Genomic DNA, 22,513 nt, shown 5'->3' with positions numbered 1-22,513 from the left:
GTGGTCGGTAGATGGCTGATTGTTTTGTCGGGTGCCCGTCCGGATGTGCTGGAGCGGTGCAAGGGAGAGCGCGCCAGGTTTCACGGCCTGGGCGGCGCCATACTGACCACGGCCTGCGTCGCCGCCATCTCCATGACGTTCGCGCTCGCCTCGGCGCTCAAGCTGTTCGCACCGCTCGCCGTCCTGATCGGCATCGTCTGGGGTGTGGCGATTCTGAGCCTGGACCGGTGGCTCGTCACATCCCTGCCGGCACAAGGTGGACGGCGCTTGTGGCTCGCCCTGCCCCGGGTGCTCCTCGCGTTGCTGCTGGGCGCCGTCATCTCCACGCCGTTGGTCCTGCAGATCTTCAAGCCCGAGATCGATGCCGAGATCGTCGACATTCAGCAGGAGAAAGCCGACGCGTTCACCAGCGCGCAGCAGAGCGGCGAGACCGGTCGGCGCATAGCCGAACTGCAGAAGTCCGCGGCGGCTCTGCAAGCTGTGATCGCCTCCCGCGGGGAGGTCACGCTCGATCCGGCGGCCGATCCGCGGATCCGGGAACTGCGTAAGTCGCACGACCAGGCGGTGAAGCAGCGGGACACGTTCTACCAGGAATGGCAGTGCCAGCTGTACGTCGGGCCGCCCAAATGCGCGAAGAAGGGGTCCGGGCCTCTTGCGAAGGCGGCGGAGAAGGCGTACAGAACCGCCGACGACCGGGTGAAGGACATCGACCGGCAGATGGCGCTGCGCAGGAGACAACTCGGCGATGGCCAGGAGGCCGGCAAGGCGAGCAGGCTGGCCCAGGCGGAGCAGGATCTGCGCGGCGTACAGACGGAGCTGGGCAAACTGACCAAGCAGCAGGGAGGGCTCAGGGACGGCTTCGCCGCCGAGATCCGGGGATCCGACGGCCTGATGCTGCGACTGGAGGCGCTCGGCAGGGTGTCGCGGGACAACGCGACCCTCAACATGGCCCGGACCTTGCTGTTCCTGTTCATCCTGCTCATCGAGTGTCTGCCGGTCCTCGTCAAGCTGATGCAGCGGCCTGGTAATTACGACATGATCCTGGCCGCGTTGGAGAAGCGGGAGGTCAACGTGGCCATCGACCAGATCTACGAGGCAGACCGGCCACGTCGCGCTTCTTGGCGGGACGGCACGACCCGGCCGTACGTCGCGGACGAACCTCGTACCGGAGTCTTCTACGAACCCGGCGTCCCGTATTCACCCCCGCCGGCGGAGCACCCTGAGGACAGGAGCTTCGAGGACGAGGCGCTTCGCAACCTCCGAGACAACCGCGCCTCTCGGGCAGACGACGGCCAGCGGACCGAGTACGCCGGACTGAACGATGATTGGTGAGCGCGTCGCCGGTCGGTTCGTCATCGAGGCGCGACTGGGCAGCGGCGGCATGGGACGGGTCTGGCGCGGCCGGGACGGCAAGCTCGACCGCGTGGTGGCGCTCAAACAGGTACGCGCGGACGTCGGGCGCCTGCCAGAGCTGAAGGCGCGGGCAGAACAGGAGGCACAGGCGCTGGCCCGGATCGACCACCCGGGCATCGTCCGGGTCCATGACGTGCTCGACGCCCCTGACGGCCCATGGATCGTGATGGACTACGTGCCAGGCACCGTGCTCGGCTCGCTGATCGAGAAGAGACCCCTGTCCGAGCGCGACGTGGCGCGGATCGGTGCCCAGGCGCTCGCCGCGCTCGCGGCCGCGCATGCGGTCGGGGTGCTCCACCGCGACGTGAAGCCGGACAACATCCTGATCACCGCTTCCGGCGAGGTCGTCCTGGTGGACTTCGGGATCGCCGCCATCGAGGGCCACGAGCGCATCACCACGCTCGGTCACGTGATCGGCACCCCGGACTTCATAGCCCCTGAGCGGCTACGAGGTATCCCGATAGACGGAGCGGCCGATCTGTGGTCGCTCGGCGCCACCCTCTACACGGCCCTGGAGGGACGTCCACCCTTCCACCGAAGCACTGAGGAAGCCACCAAGTTCGCGATCCTCGCTCTCCCCCCGGACCCCATGACCCGGGCGGGCGAACTCAAGTCGACGATCAACCGCCTGTTGGTCAAGAGCCCGGCCAACAGGATGACGGCCGATGAACTGGCGCGGCGACTGCAACAGGTCCCCAGGGGTGATCCCGGGACAGGGCCGCGGCGGACGCGGCAAGACTCCGCCACTCGACCACGTCCGCCTCACCGGGCAAACGGAGCCGGAGCGAACGTCGCTGGAGCGAACGGAGCCGGAGCAAACGGAGCCGGAGCGAACGGAGCCGGAGCGAACGGCGGCATCCCCGGACGGAACGGCGGTATTCCCGGACGGAGCGGCGGCCGAGGTGGAAACGGCGCGGGAACGGGTGGTGACGGGGCGACACAACGAGTGCGTCGGGCGCTCGCCGGTGCCGGCGCCGCGGAGAGAGGCTCGATGGTCCTCGCGCTGCCCGCCGCCGAGGCGGCGGTCCTCCTCGCCCAGCAGTGGCAGCTGTTCACGACCGCCGCGGTGGAGGAGCTGTGCCGCCAGGCGACGAAGAGCGCGAAGATCCTGCAAATGTTGCTCCCGCACCGCGTCGGCTGGCTGCTGGACCAGGTACGAGACCCGAGCCTGGTGGCCGGGGTCGTACTGGCGATGGAGCCCCACCACCGCGGACGCATGCTCGGTCACATGCACGATCGGCACTCTGCGGCGGCCCTCGAAGCGATGGCTGTCATCGACACCCGGCAGGCCGGTCTCGTCGTCGCCGCGATGCCGGAGGGCCCGGCTGGTCAGGCGTTGAGCCGCCTTCCATCCGCCACGATCGCCGGGTTGCTCGTGCATTGCCCGCCTTCCTGCCGCGACCGCCTGCTGCCCCTGCTGCCGTCCGCGACCCGCGAGGACGTTGCGCGGAGGCTCGCCGCCAAGGGATAGCCGCTGTCTGTGGCCGCGCTCGTCAACGGCGGTCCTTATCAACCGCAAATCCGCGCGTCGACACCAAGCTTCTGGCCAGCAGTACCGGCGGGCGCCTGCCGGCCTCGGTGATCGCCGCCGGGGACGACCCGCACCGGGTGGAGGCCCTTCCGGGGCCGCTGGCCGTACAGGCTGACGGTGACCGGCTGACGGCGCGGTTGCCCGCCGCCTCGTGGACGGTGATCCTTGCGGAGTATTTGTAGACCGGGGGCATAACCGGGCCAAGCGACAGGAGACCCGGGATGCTCCGTCGAAGGCCGCGGTCCAGCGCGCGCTGGAGCGCGGCCTCGACAACGTCCGGGTCGAGGACTTAGCGGAGGCGGCAGGGATACCTTGCCCCATGTCCTTCTGGTCCGCCGGGACCAAGGTCGCCGGCCATGAATCAATGCGGAGTGACAGAGGGCATATGTGACAACAGGTCGAGCACAGCGGCCTCTCCTTGGCTCTCCGCCCATCCGCGCAAGAAAGAAATAGTTAGCTGATACTTCTGCATGACTTCGGACAAGGCCACTTTCCCCCGAATCCGAGCGACACCTTCATCGGAATCCCGGTCACATACGGCCACCACGCCGATTTTCAATGACGTGGAGTCCAAGCGATTTTCTGGGATGAACTTCAAATAATATGGCCCGTCAAAGAAATAAACTTCACCGACTTCGCCTCGACGAACAGCGTGAATGGCGGTCCCCAGAGAGCCGAGTACCGAGATCGGTGAATCAGTCCAGCGAGCGCCCGGAAAGTCGACTCCGTCGATCACCGCCCATATCTGCCCTGCGACGAAAAGCGGGCTTCGTGAGCGTACTTCGAGTTCTTCGACTGGCATGATCAGCTCGAACAAGCAAGCCTCTTTCTCTGGACTTTCACACGTCACGCCGAATATACCAGGTGTGTGCGTGAATCAGAACCTCACGCACACACCTCGCGTCAGCGTTTCGCTACGCGCTCTACACTACCTGGCAGGCCAAGGACCGAGAGGGTAAATGGAGCGCATCTCTCCCCCTCCTCTGGGAATTTGGAACTGAACGCGGACTCCCTGCACGACAGCCCGGCCCTGAATCATTCCCGTGACGGAGTCGTATCCCACGACCTCCGGATTGTTGGCCAGCGCTTGGCGCCCGATCGCATCGAGTTGCCCATTGGTCATATCCTCAGGCCAGAGGTCCTTATTCAATGTGACGCCGTTCCCCTTGGGGAAGTGGTTGTTTCGGACATGGGCGTAGTCCAGCCCTTCATAGGAGCGCGACAGCCTGATTCCTTTGAGATCCTTTGCGCCACGCTTCATGATCGACTGCATACCGTCACCGGCATCGGCGAGCAGGAACGCGTCGACGCCTCTCCCTGTTTTCAAGAGAGGTTTCAAGACCTTCGACAAGCCGAGGGTCACCCAGTTTGAAGCAGCCCAAGCGCACGCAGCGACATCACCGCGAGAGCACTCTACGTAGTCATCGACGGTCAGCGACCATGCCAAATCCCAGAGGGCACGCTTCCCGCCGCGCTCATCGCCAGCGTAGTAGTCAGGAGTGACCGCAAAGGGAGTGAAAGGATCGTACCCCTTCCGCGTGTGCTTCCCGGTGTTGGGGTCGTACCCGTTTTCTGCCATCCACTTCTGCATGTCCCGCTTGGCAAAGTTTGCAAGCATCCTTTCGTGCCCGGAGCGGTTTTCGGCATTCGCCTTGTCTATCGCGGCCTGGGATGTGGGGCAGGTGCTTTGGCAGTGGCCAGGGCGTGGTTCATGGCCGTCGACTTCAACGCCGGTGATGGGGTTGCCGCCGGTGAAGGCGTAGCGGTTGCTGGTCCAGGGGTCGGTGCCGAGGGAGAGGTCGTCGAGGGCGCCGTTGTAGCTGTCGAGGTTGAGGAAGCGGTTGAGGCCGGGGTTGTAGTTACGGAACCCCATGTCGTACATGCCGGTGGAGTTGTCCCAGCGCTTGCTGTTGAAGCGGTAGGGGTTGTACTCCTCCTTGGCCGTGGGGTCGACCGGATCCGGCTTGTCGATGCCGGTGAAGAGTTTGTCGTCGTTCTTGCCGTAGGCGGTGTAGCCGTAGGTGGCGCGGGTGTCGCCGGTCTCGCTGGTGATCTGTTCGACGTCGGTGTGCGGGTTGTAGCCGTAGTAGGAGGATTCCTCGCGGCCGTCGTCGGCGACCTTCACCTGGGAGAGGCGTTCGCCCCACGGGCTGTATTGGAAGGACTTGGTGAGTTTGCCGGCCACCTCTTCGTCCAGGACCTCGCCGGAGAGGCCGAGGTAGGAGTAGGTGGTGGTTTTGGCGTTGGCGGTGCCTTCCTTCTCGGTCTTGGTGGTGGTGCGGTCGAGCGGGTCGTAGGTGTAGGTGGTGACGGTGTTGGTGGTGCCGTCGGTGCCGAGCTTTTCGTGCTTGGTGACGTGGTCGAAGCCGTCGTAGGTGTACTTCTCCCAGGTCTTGCCGCCGCCTTGGATGGTGCGCAGTCGCCCGTACGGGTCGTAGGTGTACGTCGACGTCTGGCCGCCGGTGATCGAGGTCAGGAGGCGGTTGCGGTCGTAGGTGAAGGTGGTCTTCTTGCCGAGGACCTCTTCTTCCCAGACGTTGCTGTTGGGGTCGTGGGAGTAGGTTTCGGTTTCGGCCGCGCCGCCGCCGGTCGGGGTTTTGACGGTTTTGGCGATGCGGTCGCGGGGGTCGTAGGTGTAGGTGTAGTCGTTCTCGAGGTAGGCGCCAGGGCTGTCGGCGTTCTGGATTTTGGCGGTGTCGCGGGCGCGTTGCAGGTTGCCCTGGTAGCCGAGGGTGTGTTCGGCGACGAGGGTGGCGTTGGGCTTCTTTTCGAGGGAGTGGCGCAAGACGCCGGACAGGAAGTAGTCGTAGTCGACGGTGTTGCCGTTGGCCTTGGTTTCCTTCAGGCGTTCGGCGCGGGGGGTGTAGGTGTAGCGAGTGGTCTTCGGCGCGGTGTCGGTGGCCGACTTCTTGTTGACGACCTCCTCGACCAGGTCACGGATGTCGTAGCCGTAGGTGGCCAGCGTCTTGTCGTGGGTGCGCTCCACCACCGCGCTGTTTTCGTTGTAGCGGTAGCTAGTGGTGTTCTTGACCGCGCCCTTGAACGACTCGGCGATCTGGTCGATCTGGTTGAGCCCGGTGTAGCCGATCTCCCACCGGTCGATTTTGGCGGTCGGGGACTTGTCCTCGAGCAGGGTGAGGTTGGCGTTGGGGTCGTAGGTGTAGCTGAAGTCCTTTTTCTCGGTGTCGGTGTCGCCGGTGTTGTCGCGTACCAGTTTGACGGCGTCGGCGGCGACGGTGCCGTTGGCGTCATCGGTCAACGTGACCGAGTGAACGGTGCCGGCGGTGAAGGTGTAGGTGCCCAGGTCGACCCAGGTGCCGCTGTCCTTGGTCTGGTCGAGCGTGACGGTGTCCTGGCTGCCCTGGTGCTTGACCGTGTACTTGGCGTTGGTGGCCGTCGCGCCGGAGGGATATTGGACCTGCACCTTGTAGGTGCCGTCGGACGGGGTGGTCAGGTTCCAGGTGAAGGAGGACTGGCCGGTGCCCGAGGGGGCGGTGGCGTAGTCGTAGCCGACGAAGCCTTCGACTGCGGCTTGCGGACCGACGATGTTGGAAGCGGATGTGCCGCCCGTACCGAGGGTCCAGGTGCCGGTGGCGGTGACCTGGCCGGTGTCGGAGTTGTCCTCCATGACGACGTCCAGGCCGAGCGGGACGCCGTCGTCGGAGTGGGTCTTGAGCTTGCCGTCGGGGTAGTACGACCAGTCCAGGGCGCGCTGTGACGAGCCACCCGCGGACGTGACGGTGCGGTTGGTCTGCAGGCCCAGGTCGTTGTAGTCGTAGGTGGTCTTGATGTCCCACGGGTCGTTGGTGGTCTTGGACCAGCCGTTGTCCCAGTAGGTCATCGTGGTGATGTTGCGGACGGTCTGACCGTGTGAGGGTGGGGCGGAGATCTCCTTCAGCCGGGAGACCGCGTCGTAGGCGTACAGGACGCTGTCGGGCTTGTTGTAGACCGGGTCCTGCCGGTCGAACGGGTAGATCTCCTCGGCGGGCCGGTTCAGCTTGTCGTACTTGGTCTCGGCGACGAAGTCGCCCAGGTCGCCGCCGCGCTCCACGCCGCGCGGGGTGATGGTCTTGGTCTTGTTGCCGACCTGGTCGTAGGTGAACTGGGTGGTGACGTACTTGATGACGCCGTCGGTTTCGGAGTGCGGGACGCGCGTTTCGATGACGTCGCCGCGTTTGTTGTAGCCGGTGAGGGACTTGTTGCCCTCTTGGTCGGTCGCACCGACCACCAGCCCGTCGAGGTCGTAGTCGACGGCCGTTTCGTAGCCCGCCGCGTCCTTGACGCGTTTGACCTGGTGGTTGAGGTCATAGGTGTAGATCGCGGCGTAGTCGGCGCTGTCGGCGGTGGCGTTCTTGCGCGGGTCGACCACCTTGGTGGTGTTGCCGACGTTGTCGTAGCTGTAGGTGATCTTGTGCTGTTCGGCGTTCAGGACGTCGGTCAGCTGGTAGATCGGGTCGTAAACGTAGGTGGTGGTGTAGTCGGCGGGGTCAGCCGGGGTGAGGTTGCCCTTCGGCTCGGTCTGGGTCTTCAGGTTGCCGGCCAGGTCCCAGGTGAAGGACGCCTTGCGCTCCTCACCGGTCGGGGTGTCCTTCGGCAGGTTGGATTCGAGGAGTTGGTCGGCCTTGTCGTAGACCGCGGTGGCGACGGCGCCGTTGGGAGCGGTCGTCTTGGTGATGTTGTCGTTGGGGTCGTAGATCGGCGCCGGGGCGGTGATGAACTTCGCGTCGTCCTGGTCCTTGGGGACCTTCGACTCCAGCGGCCGTTTGAAGACGTCGTACGTCTGCGTGGCCTGCTTGCCCAGCGCGTCGGTGACCGTCAGGACGTTGCCGCGCACGTCGTAGGTGGTGGCGGTGACCTTGTCGTACGCGTCGGTGATCTTCTCCGGGTAGCCGGAGGGGTGGTAGTCGCTGAAGCTGGTGAGGTTGCCGTTGGCGTCCGTGCTCTTGGTCAGCTGTCCAAGCGGGTCGTACTCATACGAGGTGGTGTAGTCGCCGGCCGTCGCGGACTCGACACCGAGGGGGTCGGTGACCGTCTTGAGGTTGCCGTTGGCGTCGTAGCAGAACTGCCACTTTCGGCCCTCGGGTGAGGTCTTCTCGGTCAGGTCGGCGACGTAGCCGTTCAGGAACGACTGGTAGGCCAGGGTGGTCGGGTTGGTGTCGTTGACGTTGGCCTCGGCGTCACGCAGCTCCAGCGGGTAGCCGGTTTTCTGGTCGAAGCTCCAGGTCGCGTACGCGCCGTTGTCCTCGGTCAGCTTAGTGACGTTGTGGTCGGGATCCCACTCCAGCGCCGTGGTCTCGTTCTTGGCGTTGGTGATCGATTCGGTGCGACCGTAGGCGTCGAGCACGTACTTGGTGGCGTGCTGCAGCGGGTCGGTGACGGTGGCGTGGATCATGCCGCCCTGTGGCCCGTCCGGGTCGACGTAGTCGAACTTGGTGACGCCGTCGAGCCGGTCGGTGAGGGTCTCGACCTTCCACTTGTCCTTCGGGTCGACCGGCGCCTCGTAGTACTTCAGCGAGGTGGTGTTGCCGCGCGGATCCTTGACGTTGACGAGCTTGACGTTCTTGGTGCCCTGGGTGGCGTCGTAGGTGAACCGGAACGTCTTCGCGCCGTCGTCACCCGCACCGTCGACCATCTTGGCCATCAGGCCCTTGTCGGTGTAGGTGAAGGTCACCTTGCGGCCGGCGATGTCGGTGATCGACTCGACGTTGTCGATGATGTGCGGGTTGGTCAGCTTGGTGTCGTCGACGTCTTGGCCCGCGTCGTTGACGTAGGTGTAGTCCTGGCCCTTCTGGTAGTAGGTCAGGGCGAGCGTCTTACGGCCGGCCGCGTCGGTGATGTGCTGCAGGAACTTGGTCGGCTTGTTGTTGGAACGGCGCCGTTCGTAGGTGAACGACATGGTGTTGCCGTTCTTGTCGACGATCGCCGATTGGAAGCCCTCTTCGTCGAAGAAGAACTGGGTGCGGTCCGGCTTGGTGAACACCCAGCGCCGCTGCTCGGCCAGCTCCCGCTGCTCCTGCGGGAAGGAGTTCGGGTCGACGCGCTGCAGGTACAGGTGTACGCCGCGGGGATGGGTGTAGTCGCAGGTGGTGTAGTCGCAGTCGCGCCGGTCCAGGCCGTGGGTGTCCAGCGTCCACACGTGTGTGGTGCCGTCGCCGTCGGTCAGCCGGACCTGGTCGGCCCACTCCTGGCCAGGCGGGTGGAACTGCAGCGACGAACCGAGTTTGCCCAGCGTGGAGGTCTGCAGCGACCAGCCGTAGCCGAGCGATGCGCTGCTCGTGTCGAGGCTGTTGTACGTCATGCGGACGAACGTCTGCGAACCACGGGAGGGGTTGGATAAGGCGTTGTAGTTCCACACCACGTTTCCGGCGTACGGGTTGACCAGCGCGGTCGCGCCGGCGCCGGTGTTCTTGCCGGTGAACTGGTAGAACTTCTCCAACCCGAGCAGGTCGGACGTCGGCGAGTCGATGCGGATCTGCTGCGGCAGCTGCGGCAACTGATGCGAGGCCGACTTCCAGTTGTTGGTGAGCGTGTCCTGGACGTCCCACACCAGTTGCAGGCCCTCGGCCAGGTTGGTGCCGCCGCCGCTCACCGTCGGTGCTTTGACGTTCGCCTCGACGGCCACGCTCTCGCCGGGCGCGAGCTGGTTCGGCAGCGGCGTCTTGAGCTGGTTGTCCGGGGTGGAGATGTCGGTGCCGTCGGGCAGTTTCCAGTGGTAGCTCACCGCGGTCGAGGTGGCGGGCCAGGTCTCGGTGGTGGTGTTGGTGACCACCACCGTGATCTGCCGGGTGGCGCCGGAGTCCAGCCGCTCGGGGGTGCCAGGCACGTAGAAGGCGGACGCGCCTGTGCTCTTCTCCGTGTACGTCACCCGCAGGCGCGGGCGCAGCACCGGCTCATCGGTCTCCGAGGCCAGGAACGAGGCCGACTGCTTGGCGGTGCCCGCCTCATTGGCGACCTTGACCAGCAGCCCCTTGTTGGTGGCCGGATCGGCGACCCACGCCTTGGCCGCGTCGGTGACCGTCCAGGCGCGCCAGCCGGGTGTCGTCGTCACGCCTGTCACCGACCCGAGCGCGGCCGCGTCGAAGTCCCCGCCCGCGCTGCTCCATGGGCTGTTCCACGTCGCTGCTTCGTCGAAGCCGGCCGTGAGCTTGTGCGCGGTGAAGCTCGCGCCCGTCCCGGTGGAGGTGGCTCCCCACAGCGACAGCGTCGACTCGCTGATCTGGGCATCGGCCGGGATCTCGGCGGCGAAATCGCCGAAGGTGACCACCGCGCGGGTGTTGCCGAGCGTGGTGGCGGTGTTGCCGACCTGCAGCCGCTTCTGCCCGCCCACCTGGTCGTGGCCGGTCGACGGCTCGCCGGAGGCGAGCGTGGTGTCCACCGTCCCGTACAGGGTCTTGGCGATCTGACCCGGCCGGGGCAGGGTCACCGTCATCTCCTGCGACGGGGAGCGCTGACCGTTCTTCAGCACCGCCTCGACCCAGTACGTCGCCTGGTGAATGTAGGAGGGGTCGGCCACCGCGTCCGGCTCGCCGCCGCTGGCCGTGTCCACGTACGAGGTGACATCCAGCGGGAGCGTGGTGATCAGCGTGTCGTAGCCGGCGGTGAACCCACCGCCGGTCTGGCAACCCGACGGACACGTGCGATGCAGCTCGTAACCGGCCAGATCATCGGACTCGTCGCCCGGCGTGGGATCGGCAATAGATGAAACGAGTGTCCGGCTCACCTTTTGCGGCGAAACCGCGCCTTCCCGAGCAGGGCCCATCTGCCATCTCGGGCGACAGCTGTCCGATCAGCATCCCCACGCCCAGTGGCTGACTGAGACCGCCACCGAAGAGTGTGGCCCGGGTTTCCCGCTGACCTGGGCACACAGGCTAGGCCGACTGCGAGCCCCGCTCGACGGCTCAGCGACGATACTTCGCCCGCCTCACCTGGAGCTCGAGCCTCGCAGCGATGATGAGCATGACCTCTGCCAGCAGATTGGGCGCCAGGTCACCGATGAAGCGGTGAGGGCTGTTGAGCCACTCGACCAGCGATCCGGCCGCAACGGTGACGAGCAGCAGATACGTGAGTACCCCGACGAGCCGACTGGACAGCAGACGCGTAGCCCCGGTCACCGTGCGGACGACGACGCGTGGAATAGGCTGCCTGAAGTTGAAGGCTAAAATCTCCTCCATCGCCTGCCAAACGCACGCATACGTGCGAGTGGAGAGATAGCTACCTGAGGCTTCGTACCTGAACCCGGTCGGAGCGCAGATCTGCTGGACCACATCCAGCATCTTCCGCTGGATCGTGAACCCGTTGAATCTCGTCAGAGGGAACAGCTTGGCGCACGATTGGACCAGGTAGATCTGCCAGGGTATCCGGACATAGTCCTGCGCGCCGTACCGGGTGTACTCATGGTTCGCCTCCGACTGGCCGCCGAACGCGGCTGAAAGCGCCGAGAAGAGATCCTTCCAGGAGACCTGCAGCTGCCTCCGCTCCATCTGGGGGTCATAGGCAGTGAGCACGAGAAGCACGAAGCAGCGAACGAAGTCGTTGTCACCGCTGCTCAGGTACTCGCGAAGATAGCGCCAGTCCTCCGGCCTGATGGGCAGATTATTCGCCGCCAGACAGCGCACGACATGCGCCGTGGCCAGCGGATCCGGCTCTCCGCCTTCGCTACCAACCGCATATCCCGCCGGGTTGGCCCGCGCGCCCTCGAAAGCCCCCTGCACCAGCGTCAACGCCTCGGACTTCAGCGCGATGGCGGGGCTCACGTAGGAGAGGGCGAACCCGATATCGGCCATCCGAAAAATGTCCGACTTCTGCAGCCGGATTCTGCGTGCAACGAGGTCCCGGTACACGGCAGAGCTTACCGAGGCCCTTTCCACCTGGCTGCGGTTGACGACGTAATAGATCAACCTCGCCACCTGCTCCTTGACGGCGGGATCCGTTGTGGCCCGACGGGCGAGAATGTGGATCGTGGCCGCAGTGCCGTAGAGCCCGCGCTGTTCGTAGCGAGGATGGTCGAGATACTGCCCCGAAGCCAGGGCGCAGTCCGGCAGCCGCCCGGCCTCGACTTGTAGACGCAACTCGATCCGCCGCTCGATCTCTAACTGAGCGTCCCTCAGGATCTGGCGCGTCAGCAACTAACTCGTCCTTGATTCACACACGCCCGTAGGCGCCTCATCCGTTTGAACAGAATTGCTAGAGGTTTGCGAGAACCGTCTCGATGGGGCCTCTGGCGCTTGGAATGAGATCTAGATCGAGGACCTCGTCTCTCTCGAACCAGCCGTACTTCTCGATGAAATCATCCTCGTCGTTCCGGCTCATGTCCACATCCCCAGTACTCGTCTCACAGAGCCGGGCCACGGCGATGACCGTCGGGGCGTCCTGTTCGTTGCCCAGCCGCCATGACCACAGAGCCAGCGGACGCCCAGGCGACACATCCAACCCCACCTCCTCGCGTACCTCGCGAACAAGCGCGTCATCCGGCGATTCATCAGGCTTCATGCGTCCGCCCGGCAACTCCCATCTCCCTGGCTGGTGCGGGTCATCCTGACCCTTCCTGATCAGAAGCAGTCTTCCCTGCCACTCGATCACGGCTTTCTGTGCGAACTGCACATACATAAGATCCTCCGCAAAACCCATGGGTGGCCTCGTGGCCTTGAGGTCCTCCAGGAAACTCACTCTCCTGAGGTGCACGGCCTCTGCCTCCGGATCGCGGGCGGCCGCCAATTCTGCACGCATCTCACGATCACGATTCAGAATGTCCTCGTTCTCGCCGGCACTGATTCCGGTCGGCACAGATATATATTCAGCGGCATAGTCAAATGCGGACATCAGATCACACGTGATGCCCTCGACAGCCGTCACCAGCTCGATATTCGCCGATCTCTTGTACGCGGCCACGCGATCGCGCCGAATCGGTCGGTCGAGATTGTTCCACAGCTCGGATATCGACGCAGCCGATCGAGCCTCTTCTCGACGGTGAAACTCGAGAGCGGAAGCCGACCACCTCAATTCTGTGCGATCGCACAGCGGCGCCAGAGCAGCCTCCGGATCCGTGACCAGATCTTCGTAACGCAAGGTAAGCCAACGGTCTTCGCCGACCATCTCGCGTGCTGCCATAGCCGCTTCCTGGTCCTCCAACCAGCGCAAAGCGATCGCTTTTGGCTCCTTCGGACCTATCGGGGCCCGGGAAAACGAGGCGGCCACGTCGCGTGGATCTCTTACGAGGTGCAGATAAAGAATGGGCAGGCCGGAGTCGATGAGCTGATCAATGAAGTGGACATTCTCCAGACACTTGCTGACCCACACCTGCTTGCCGAAGTATCGGGCGTGCGCATCGTAAAAGGCTAAAACTGCGTGAGCCAGCGTAGATCCGCCCATCTCTGCTAAAACCGCCCGCCTCCGATCCGGTATACGTGGCCACGCGAGAGCATTCATATCGACAAGCCGGCCCATGTCCTCTGCCAGGCGTCCCTGGTTCGAGGGCACGTGCAACGAGCCGTACCGGCTGGTCAGGCTTTGGAAGTCCCTCAGCTTGTGCGCCGAAGGCGGCGCGAAGACGCCCGGGAGTGACCCCAACAGCAGGCGAAGCAGGTTGGATCCGGAGCGCTGGGTCCCGACGATCTGGACGCGCCTCATATCGAGCACCTCCGTACGTCCGGCAAGACCTCGCGGAGAATCCCGGCAGCGACCTCCGGAAGCAGCGGGTTGAGGTAGATTCCCAGGCCCAACTCCATGCCACCCGGCCGCTTGAGCGTTCTCTCGTCCTTGTGCAGCGGGACGAGCTCCACCCGCAGGTGGTGTGAGGTGTCGCCCTTGGGGGCCTGCATCACGTTGATCAGATAAGGCGGCATCTCGCCATCGTGGGTCAACCGACACAGTTGCAGGCCGGTGTGCAGGCAGTCGGCCATCGACGTGATCTCCTCGACAGACAGCGACGCAAGATCCGGCCGGTGCACCCTCGGCATAATGATCATCTCGAAGGGCAGCCGCGACCATGGAGGCACTTGAACGAGTGCATGGTTCCTGATCATCACCGTCAGGTCTCGCCTAATGACGGAGTCGCACACGGCACACGAATCAGCGGCCGGCGCGAGAGTCAGGCGCCTCGGAACGAAGGGGAGTCCGATGAGCTGACCGTGCGGATGAGCGACCGTCGGACCGAAGTGGTCCCCCACGGACTCGAAAGCGAAGACCGCCTTCACCGAAGAACGGTCAAAAAGCCGCGAGGTCTTGATGGAGATCAGCTCCAGGAACTCCCGGGTGACCTCGGCCGGGAGATCGCCCAGCCTCTGGGAATGGGAGTTGCCGTACACGAGCACCCAATGCAACTGCTCCGGCTCAGGGGAATGCGGCTCTTCCAGGGCAATCATGGGATGCTTGCTCGGCACCAGGCGGGCACCGCTCGCCATTGCCATGTCTTCCCCGCTGGGGCAGAATGGACATTTGGCATTTAAGTCGGCATGGGGGCGGATATCGGCCTGCGGCTCCAGATTGCGGCGGCCTGGCACGCGAAACAGCCACTCATGCTCAACGGGACTCCACATCGCCGTTGGTTCGCTAGACATGCGTCGCCCTCAGCCTTCACGCCTCACGACCAGCCTGCGGCACATTCAGCCTTGAGTGTAGCAACCGACCGGTATGTGTAAAGCGGAACAGAAAATCAACACCCAGCCTCGCTTGGACTTGGCTTGCCTTGATATGGTCAGCTATGGCCTACCTGATCAAGGACCAAGCGGCAGGCATTCGGGGCATCGACGACATCATCGCCTCGAATGGGGCACCAGTCTCATCGGTCGGCGATGTCGATCAGTTGCAACTGTGGAATGGGCACCACCGTAAATACTGGAACAACGATGAACGAATGAGCCCGGCTCCGCTCGCCCGCCTCCTCGCCGACAGCCTTGGCCGCGGCCACCGGATTCTCGAACTGGGGTGTGGCAGCGGGAAAGATGCCATCTTCCTGCAGGAACAGGGGCACACGGTCACCGCGACAGACTTCTCAGAGTTCGCCATCGAGGAGAACATACGCTTTCAGGGAGCGTCCGGAGTCAGCTTTTTCGTCCAAGACCTGCGAGCGCCCCTGGCTTTTCCGGACAGCGCTTTTGACGCGGTCTACGCACGACTTTCCTTGCATTATTTCTCTGACACGGTCACCCGGGACATCTTCCGCGAGATACATCGTGTGCTACGCCCGACCGGAAGAATTCTGTTCACCTGCAGGTCTACCGACGACCCGCTCTACGGCGAAGGCGATGAGCTCGGCCCTGACCTTTTCCGGAGCGAAGGCCAGGTCAGGCATTTCTTCAGTGAAGAATACACCCGGCGCGTCCTTGCCGAGGAGAGCTTCACGATTGACAGCCTTATGCTACGCGACGAGCTCATCTACAATCATCGCGCCAGCGTCGTGCAAGGCTTCGCACGCCGCTCGCAAGGCTAAGAACGTAGTTTTTTCCTGGCATTGAGCAATTGGTCCCGGACCGAGAGGGCATCGGCCCAACGAACGGAATCACGCCAGTTCCATACAGCCTTGGACCCGGCCACTTGGGAGACCAAACGTCGGAGGTATTGCGTGACGCAGGCGGGGGCGTGCACTCCATAAGCAGGACCCGCATCCCGGCCGAACATGAGGTAGGCACGGCCGGCCAGGCTTTCGAGCGCGTCCTCATATGAAGTGAACGACTCGACATTCGGGTAGTCGTGAGCGACGAGTGGGAAGATGTCGACGTCCCCCGGGACCAAGTGCAGGTGGGCGTGGTCGATGCACGCTCCCGCATGCCGCGCGAAACTCTCCGCGCCATGCTCGAAGTAGGTGATCGGACCGTACACGCCCCTGAGTTTCGATTCAGCGTCACGTTTGACCGCTTGGAGTTCGTCGCGTTCGGCTTTCGAGAGGCCCGCAAGTGAGGGCATATGGCGATCGGTGATGATGAGCAGGTGCCCTTCCGCGAGCGGCGCGGTGTCGAGAACGACTGAGAACGATGCGCTTCGGAAGATGACCTCATCGCCATTTTCGGCGTGAAAGAAATGCTCCCAAACGGGCGAACGCCCCTCCGCCGACAGGACGCAGAAAGGGCAATCGAGAGTCCTGTTATAGATGACCATGTGACACCACCCTAAATAGAATATCGGTCGTCCGACTTCGATCTTCACTTGTCGATAGTTACTCTGATACGGGGCGATGCGATCTCAGGAATAGTACTCGGATTGCCACCTTGAGATGGCTCGGGGGCTATATTTATCACTTCCCCGGCAGCTGAATTGCGACGGCGCACATGATGGCAACGCCGTCGGACGGCGATGGCCTGATGCCGGCCAAGGCCGCTATCAGGCCGTCCACAAGGATTAATAAGGGGCCACAGCACTTCGGGTAAGCATTCACGTCGTCCGCACGGGCAAGGCCGAAGCGTTCTCATGTTGAAAGACCGTGAGCTGGGCGTGTGTGATCCGCGGCCTGCCTGGAGGGGCAGGGCGCGCATCACTCGTTCGATCGCGTCCGACGCCTGCCGGGGTCGACACGTCCGGGTCAACGGAGTACGCGTCAGACCCTCGCACGCCGTCCGGGGCGGTGACGAGGTCCGACTGCGGCACGAGGGCCACGAACGCATAGTGGCCGTCTCCCGGATCATCACCGAGCGCGTCGGCGCCACTGCGGCCCACCCCGGAAGGCTGCCGGCGCCGTCACCGCAAGCGACCGAGACCAGGCATGGATGAAACCCGCACGGTGCGGGCGTTGAACCCTTCGCACGCGAGTCGGCCGATTTAGGGACGGATGACATGCCTCTTGAAGGTGAGTACGAACCCAGCACCGCGCAGTGGGTGCGTGAGCAAGTGGAGCTGTACGAGAGCTCCGGCGGTACCAAGGGCACGACCTTGATGGACACGGGATTGCCCGTCGTTGTGCTGACCAACCTGGGCGCCGAGACCGGCAAGATCCGCAAGACGCCACTGATGCGTGTGGAACATGAAGGTCGATACGCCGTGGTCGCCTCGCAGGGCGGCGCTCCCAAGCACCCCGTCTGGTACTTCAACCTCAAGGCCGAGCCCCGTGTGGAGCTTCAGGACGGCCCGGTCAAGCAGGACATGAGGGCCCGTGAAGTGACTGGCACGGAGAAGGCCGAGTGGTGGGAGCGTGCGGTGGCGGCGTATCCGCCGTATGCCGACTACCAGAAGAAGACGGATCGGGAGATCCCGGTGTTCGTGCTGGAGCCGGTCGAAGTCTGACCGCCGGGAAAGCCTGCCCCACTGGGCGCCTGCCACCGCGTCCACCAGCAGCTGTGAGTCCCGCCGCGCTCGCCCTCGCGGCGGGACTCCTGCGTGCCTCTTGCGGCGGCCCCTCACGGGCGGCGCCACGTTAGTGATCGCTCTGTTCGATGCCCTTTGATTAACCGGGTACAAGCCTGGACCGGCTAATTGACGCTGCGTCCGGTGGCACGCCAGTCCAGCCCGTACTCGAGGGCCCGAGGGAAGCCCAGCATCCACGCGGCTACCGGTCCCCAGACATATCGTGATCCAATGGCTTTATCCGATCTCGATCGCGAGATGGTCCTGGCGGCTATCGAGGAGTACGACCAACTGGGTCGCGACGTCTTCCTGCAGCGGTACGGCTACCGAGAAGCACGCGACTACTTCATCATCCGCAACGGCCGCCGCTACGACTCCAAGGCCATCGCCGGCGTGGCACACCGCGGTGTCGACGGGCATCCGCTTCGCGCTTCGGAGTTCTCCGGAGGGGCCGCAACGGTCGGCAGGGTCCTTGGCCATCTTGGGTTCCTCATCGCTTCGCGCGAAGACGCGTCGCCTGCCGTGGCATTCCTCGAAATGCTCAGAAATCTCGACACCGCCGTCTCGAACGGCCGCCCCAAACGGCACCAGCCGCTCACCTTGCTGTGGGCCCTCGGCCGCGCCGCACACCGAGCGGAACGCCTTGTTCCTTGGAATGTCACACGGGCCGAGATCAGCGCACTCATCAGAGAGTTCGGCCTGCCGGGCGACCGCCCCACTCCTGAATACCCGGTCTTGAAGCTCACGCACTTCGGGTTATGGACGCTGCCCGACCACCCGGAGCCGCCTCGCCCCAGCGGCAGCCCACCCCTAGCGTGGATGAGCCGAAACCAGCCGGTCTCCGGTCTGCGCGAGTGGGTGTACGACCTGGTGACGGAGGACCAGGCGGTACGGTCTCAGGCGAGCGCGTACCTCTTGAGCACGTACTTCTCGGATGTGGATCAGAACGCGCTGCTCATGCGCGTCGGTTTGAGTGACCTCGGCAATGAGCCGCTCCCGCCGCAGGACGATGTCCGTACACCGGAACGCCGCCCGACCACGGTCAAGCGGATCGTCCGGGACAGCGCACTCTCACGGCTGATCAAGACCCTGCACGATCACACCTGCCAGATGTGCGGGGTCCGGCTGCTGCTCCCTAACGGTCCGTACGCCGAGGGAGCGCATATCCGCCCGCTCGGCAGCCCGCACGACGGCCACGACGTGATCGGCAATCTCCTCTGCCTCTGCCCCAATGACCATGTGCTCTTCGACCAGGGCGCAATCATCGTCAAGGACGACCTCACGGTGATCAACCGGCTCACCGGCGAGTCGAGGGGCCTCTTACGCACTGTTCCCGGTCACGACATCGATCCGCAGTATCTGACGTACCACCGCAATTTGTACTGACACGTGCTCAGCCGGCGATCGAAGTGGTCGGATCTCTCAGCCATGATCCTCCTGCGACAGCGAACGTTGATTGTGTGTCATCGAAGTTTGAGCCGATTCGTGGACCCATGGAATTGACCTCAATCTAACGTGAGGTTGCATAGTCGAGTTCATGAAGAGCTTTGAGATCGGCGTCATCCTGCCCGGGGTTACCGTGCAGCGCGAGCAGGGCGTTGACCTGCGGGAGGCTGCTCGCCACGCGGAGGACGCGGGGCTGGACGGAGTCTGGCACGGCGATCATTTGGCCATCGGCGGGCCGACGCTGGACGCACCGACCGCCCTGGCCACCGCCGCTGCGGCCACCTCGGCGATCAAGATCGGCACCAGCGTGTTCATTCCGGCGATCCGGCCCGTGGCCTGGGCGGCCAAACAGATTGCGACCCTGCAGTACGTGTCCGGCAACAGGTTGGTATTGGGCATTGGTTCGGGAGGTGGACCGGGGCAGTGGGCGGCTGCCGGGATGATGTACGGGAAGCGCGGCAGCCGTACGGACACCGCGCTGGAACTGCTCCCCAAGCTGCTGGCGGGAGAGGAGGTTCACCTGCAGGACGAGCCGGGACAGCCGACGGTCACGCTGGCACCTGCCGTCGACATGCCGCCCGTGTGGGTCGGCAACGCGTCAGAGGTGGCCATCCGGCGGGCCGCACGGCTGGGCGACGGGTGGTTTCCCTCCCTGATCTCGTCTCAGGAGGTCGCTGAGGGCAGGGAGCGGTTGGCGGAGCTGGCCGCGAGATACGGGCGGGCCGTTCCGGTCATCGCGATTGGCGGCACTGCCGCTCTGGGCACCGGGCCGGGTGTTCCATCCCGAGAGCGCCTCGCGGCCAACATCAGCGGCGCATATGGCCGCACGCTCGACGACGTCATGGAAATCCCGCTCACCGGCCAACCCAAGGAGGCCGCCGAGAAACTGAACGCCTATCGCGAGGCCGGGGCGAGTCACGCGGTTATCGGGATATCGGGGGGCAACTGGCGGGCGCAGGTCGACCTGCTGGCGGAGGTGCAGGATCTGCTGCGCAGGTGATGCGCCGCAGACAGCGTGCTGACCACTCACGCCTTACTGTCACACCTCAGGGTTCGATGTCACGGGACAGCCGAGGTGTGATGCGAACATAAGCTGGCCTCGCCCGAGAGGATCAACGCCCACATACGTTCGGCCATCTGGCGGCGCCACGGGCCAGCGTATGACTCACGAGGAGACGGTGCCTGCTTCGTGCGGCGGATTCGATAGTTGCCGCCGCAGGCCAGGAGCTCGTAAACGATCGTGGTGCACGAGCAGGTGTATTCGAGGATCCGACAGCGGGACGGATTGTCCGTGGTCCACTCCAGGAGAGTCTTCGGGCCGTCTGTCCGGTGGGGTGGGTGCGGAGCGAATCCAGGGCAGGGCCATGCCGTCGTCACCAGGCATGTGGGTGAGGCCAGGACGTCAGCCGCTCGCTTCGCGTCCGTCATGGCCTCAACGCGCCTCATCCAGCGCTCCAGGTTCCTGCGTGATCTTGAGCAAGGCCCAGACAATCTTCCCGCCGGTGCTCGGCCATCGATAACCCCACTCTGTGGCTATCTTGTCGACCACCTGTAGCCCTCGTCCGCCAACCTCCGATGCGCTGGGATGGCCGATTCTCGGCGGCTTATGACTGGGATCCCACACCTCTATGACCACGTCATGGACTGTCCGGTAGAGGCCGATCCACACATGTCGATCGCACCCGGCGAGCATCCCGAACGTCTCGATTTCTGCTTCACGAGCACTTTCGTGCGCCTCGACCGCTTTTATGCCGTTGGTCACGAGCTCGCTGCTGATGAGCCGGGCGCCGTCGATCAACTCCTCGCAACCCCACCCCTCCAGCACCTGTGCGACATACCTGCGCACAATCGACACAGATACCGGAAAAGCTGGTAGATCAATGCAGTTGTGTCGATTAGCGCCCTTCTTCGCTGTACCGTTCATATCGCGACCTTGAAGACAGCCCCGTGAATCTGCACCTGCTGAGGCCAGGGATGCCCGCATGTCCCGTCCATGCCCCGCACCGCCTTCCGCCTGCAGATCAAGCTCCGGATGTACGAGCCGAGCAACCTCTCCACGAGCTGAGCAATGTGCGTCCACCTCGCTGACCACCTCCACAAGGCTCTGGAGATCCATTTACCGCACGCGACGAAAGCACTGTCTTTCGTCGCTGCGTGGAACCCAAGCATGAGCAATATCGGCGATCACAAGTGCCCCCACCTCGCGAAACTGGACGACAAAAGAAGACACAAAGCCTGTATTATCTGTCACACATCTGTCGCTCAACGACTGCGGCCAGGGATATTTCAGGTAGGACACGACGACGGAGGGCAGCGTGAACACCGAAAACATCGATCAGATGTCACCGCGGGCACGCTTCGCCTCCGACCTGGAGCACTACCGGAAGAAGAGGAAACTTTCTCAAATATCACTAAGCGCCCGGATGCGGTGCCACACCTCCCTCATCAGCCATGTCGAAAGAGGGCGCCGGACGCCGACACTGGAGTTCGCCGAGGCGGCCGATCAGGCTTTCGCGCTTGACGGCCATTTCGAAAAGCTATATCGGCAAATCACCCATTCACCCGCCCTCGGCTGGTTTGCCCGCTGGGTGGAGGAGATAGAACCGCAGGCGGTCATCCTTCAGTCGTGGGACCCGCTCCTGGTTCCAGGGCTGCTCCAGACTCCGGAGTACGCCCGAGCGATCTTCTCCACGACGTTCCCTCCCGAGCGGGCGGAGGAGCGGGTCCAAGCCCGAACGCGACGCATGCAGATCTTCGAGGGGCCGACGCCTCCGACGTTCTTGGCCCTGGTCGACGAGAGTGTGCTCGACCGCCCCATCGGAGGGCCGGCAGTCCTCCTGAACCAGCTCCGTTTCCTGCACGAACTGACGCAGCACCCGCGGATAACCATCCAATTGGTACCGACCGCGGCAGGCTGTGTGGTTGGCATGGTGAGCGCTTTCGCCCTGGCACGTCTCCGCGATGGAACCGAGGTAGTGTCGGCAGACTCGATCCTGTCCGGCCACGTCACCGGAGATCACGACGCGGTAGCGACACTCAAGGTGAGATATGACACCATCAGAGCAGACGCTAACTCGCAAACAGTGTCACAACGAGCAATAGGGGATGCGATAAGAAAATGGTCGAAATGAACCTAGAGCAAGCGGAGTGGCGCAAGGCAACCGCCAGCGGCGATACCGGCCAGTGTGTCGAGGTAGCTACCAATCTCCCGAACGTCGTAGCCGTGCGCGACAGCAAGAACCCAGCTGGACCCGCCTTGATCTTCACGCGCGATGAGTGGACGGCGTTCCTGCACGGAGCGGCTCACGGCGAGTTCGACATCTGATCTTTAGGAGACCCTCGCGGGTTCACTGCTTGTTACATGGAGGCGGCATCGGCGTAGCGGGGCTCTGTCCGCCGGTTGCTACCAAGTGGGTCAGGGCTTATCGGCCATCACCTGGCACACGCCGTACGGGCCGCTGCTCTTCGGTTCCCGCACCACCTGGCCGTCGATCTTGCCGCGGCGCTCCACCGCGCCCTCGGTGCTGGGGTTCTGCACCCACAGGTACAGGCGCGGCTGGGTCCCGTAGCAGTTGACGTCCTTGGTGCACGGCGGTTTGATGGCCTGCTCCTGCTTGATGTTGCCGATCCGAGCGATGCTCAGCTGATCAGCGCCAGCCCGACCGGAGCAAACCTGAGCGGCGCGAAACTGAAGGGCGCGAGCTTGAACGGCCGGGTCGGGCTGGCCACGACGTCCAGAGGGCCGGATGGCCAGCTGGCACGGGCTCGCGATGAGATCGCCCAAGAGGTTAAGCGGACTTTGCACGCCAAACCAGGACATAATCGTAATATGAGATAGTTTACGGCTTACGC

18 protein-coding genes are annotated in these 22,513 nt (G+C 64.0%); 10 read left to right on the top strand and 8 right to left on the bottom strand.

Translation table 11 applies throughout. The features are described 5' to 3' along the window. The 3 genes from AB0C30_RS14915 (at position 1) to AB0C30_RS14905 (ending at position 3,126) form a co-directional block, all read left to right on the top strand. Positions 1-1,332, top strand: coding sequence for a DUF4407 domain-containing protein (locus AB0C30_RS14915; RefSeq protein ID WP_357943497.1), 1,332 nt, complete (start codon positions 1-3; stop codon positions 1,330-1,332). Next, complete coding sequence (locus AB0C30_RS14910) at positions 1,322-2,884, top strand: serine/threonine-protein kinase (RefSeq protein ID WP_357943495.1); 1,563 nt, start codon at positions 1,322-1,324, stop codon at positions 2,882-2,884. Before AB0C30_RS14915 ends, AB0C30_RS14910 begins: the two co-directional genes overlap by 11 nt. Positions 2,885-2,991: 107 nt before the next feature. Then, positions 2,992-3,126 carry a hypothetical protein gene (locus AB0C30_RS14905; RefSeq protein ID WP_357943493.1) on the top strand — a complete coding sequence of 45 codons (135 nt, stop codon included), beginning with the start codon at positions 2,992-2,994 and terminating at the stop codon, positions 3,124-3,126. 179 nt (positions 3,127-3,305) lie between these two features. Here AB0C30_RS14905 and AB0C30_RS14900 read toward each other — a convergent pair whose 3' ends face one another. The 5 genes from AB0C30_RS14900 to AB0C30_RS14880 form a co-directional block, all read right to left on the bottom strand. Next, positions 3,306-3,761 carry a hypothetical protein gene (locus AB0C30_RS14900; protein ID WP_357943491.1) on the bottom strand — a complete coding sequence of 152 codons (456 nt, stop codon included), beginning with the start codon at positions 3,759-3,761 and terminating at the stop codon, positions 3,306-3,308. A 111-nt stretch (positions 3,762-3,872) separates the two neighbouring features. Continuing rightward, a complete protein-coding gene (locus AB0C30_RS14895) occupies positions 3,873-10,664 on the bottom strand; it encodes a DNRLRE domain-containing protein (RefSeq protein WP_357943489.1) in 6,792 nt (2,263 codons plus the stop codon). 178 nt (positions 10,665-10,842) lie between these two features. Then, positions 10,843-12,069, bottom strand: a complete 1,227-nt coding sequence (locus tag AB0C30_RS14890; RefSeq protein WP_357943487.1) for a hypothetical protein — start codon at positions 12,067-12,069, stop codon at positions 10,843-10,845. Positions 12,070-12,127: 58 nt separating this feature from the next. After that, positions 12,128-13,570 (bottom strand): sulfotransferase, encoded by a 1,443-nt coding sequence (locus AB0C30_RS14885; RefSeq protein WP_357943485.1) that lies wholly within the window; start codon positions 13,568-13,570, stop codon positions 12,128-12,130. Continuing rightward, positions 13,567-14,499 (bottom strand): hypothetical protein, encoded by a 933-nt coding sequence (locus tag AB0C30_RS14880; protein WP_357943483.1) that lies wholly within the window; start codon positions 14,497-14,499, stop codon positions 13,567-13,569. Before AB0C30_RS14880 ends, AB0C30_RS14885 begins: the two co-directional genes overlap by 4 nt. A gap of 143 nt (positions 14,500-14,642) precedes the next feature. Between AB0C30_RS14880 and AB0C30_RS14875 the strand changes: the two genes are divergently transcribed. After that, a complete protein-coding gene (locus AB0C30_RS14875; RefSeq protein ID WP_357943481.1) occupies positions 14,643-15,371 on the top strand; it encodes a class I SAM-dependent methyltransferase in 729 nt (242 codons plus the stop codon). On the opposite strand, the gene AB0C30_RS14870 is transcribed toward AB0C30_RS14875, so the two are convergent. Then, positions 15,368-16,036, bottom strand: a complete 669-nt coding sequence (locus AB0C30_RS14870; protein ID WP_357943479.1) for an HIT family protein — start codon at positions 16,034-16,036, stop codon at positions 15,368-15,370. The two genes, AB0C30_RS14875 and AB0C30_RS14870, sit on opposite strands and share 4 nt — an antisense overlap. A gap of 309 nt (positions 16,037-16,345) precedes the next feature. Between AB0C30_RS14870 and AB0C30_RS14865 the strand changes: the two genes are divergently transcribed. From AB0C30_RS14865 to AB0C30_RS14850, 4 genes are all read left to right on the top strand, one after another. Continuing rightward, a complete protein-coding gene (locus AB0C30_RS14865; protein ID WP_357943477.1) occupies positions 16,346-16,645 on the top strand; it encodes a S4 domain-containing protein in 300 nt (99 codons plus the stop codon). A gap of 63 nt (positions 16,646-16,708) precedes the next feature. Next, positions 16,709-17,155 (top strand): nitroreductase family deazaflavin-dependent oxidoreductase, encoded by a 447-nt coding sequence (locus AB0C30_RS14860; protein ID WP_357943475.1) that lies wholly within the window; start codon positions 16,709-16,711, stop codon positions 17,153-17,155. A gap of 189 nt (positions 17,156-17,344) precedes the next feature. Next, positions 17,345-18,601, top strand: a complete 1,257-nt coding sequence (locus AB0C30_RS14855) for an HNH endonuclease (protein WP_357943473.1) — start codon at positions 17,345-17,347, stop codon at positions 18,599-18,601. 151 nt (positions 18,602-18,752) lie between these two features. Next, positions 18,753-19,661, top strand: coding sequence for an LLM class flavin-dependent oxidoreductase (locus AB0C30_RS14850; RefSeq protein ID WP_357943471.1), 909 nt, complete (start codon positions 18,753-18,755; stop codon positions 19,659-19,661). Positions 19,662-20,093: 432 nt separating this feature from the next. Here the strand turns inward: AB0C30_RS14850 and AB0C30_RS14845 are convergent, their stop codons facing one another. Further along, positions 20,094-20,585 (bottom strand): ATP-binding protein, encoded by a 492-nt coding sequence (locus AB0C30_RS14845; protein ID WP_357943469.1) that lies wholly within the window; start codon positions 20,583-20,585, stop codon positions 20,094-20,096. Positions 20,586-20,976: 391 nt separating this feature from the next. Between AB0C30_RS14845 and AB0C30_RS14840 the strand changes: the two genes are divergently transcribed. Beyond that, a complete protein-coding gene (locus AB0C30_RS14840) occupies positions 20,977-21,792 on the top strand; it encodes a helix-turn-helix transcriptional regulator (RefSeq protein WP_357943467.1) in 816 nt (271 codons plus the stop codon). Then, entirely contained in the window at positions 21,789-21,986 is a 198-nt protein-coding gene (locus AB0C30_RS14835) for a DUF397 domain-containing protein (protein WP_357943465.1), read from the top strand. The genes AB0C30_RS14840 and AB0C30_RS14835 overlap by 4 nt, the downstream gene beginning before the upstream one ends. Positions 21,987-22,076: 90 nt before the next feature. On the opposite strand, the gene AB0C30_RS14830 is transcribed toward AB0C30_RS14835, so the two are convergent. Continuing rightward, positions 22,077-22,481: a hypothetical protein gene (locus AB0C30_RS14830; protein ID WP_357943463.1), complete on the bottom strand. Its 405-nt coding sequence runs from the start codon at positions 22,479-22,481 to the stop codon at positions 22,077-22,079. Between the last annotated feature and the right edge of the window lie 32 nt (positions 22,482-22,513).

It is taken from the genome of Nonomuraea sp. NPDC048901, from assembly GCF_040649695.1.
In the GTDB taxonomy this organism is placed as follows: domain Bacteria; phylum Actinomycetota; class Actinomycetes; order Streptosporangiales; family Streptosporangiaceae; genus Nonomuraea.
The sequence above is the reverse complement of the archived record's forward strand: the minus strand, read 5'-3'. Positions and strand labels throughout refer to the sequence as shown.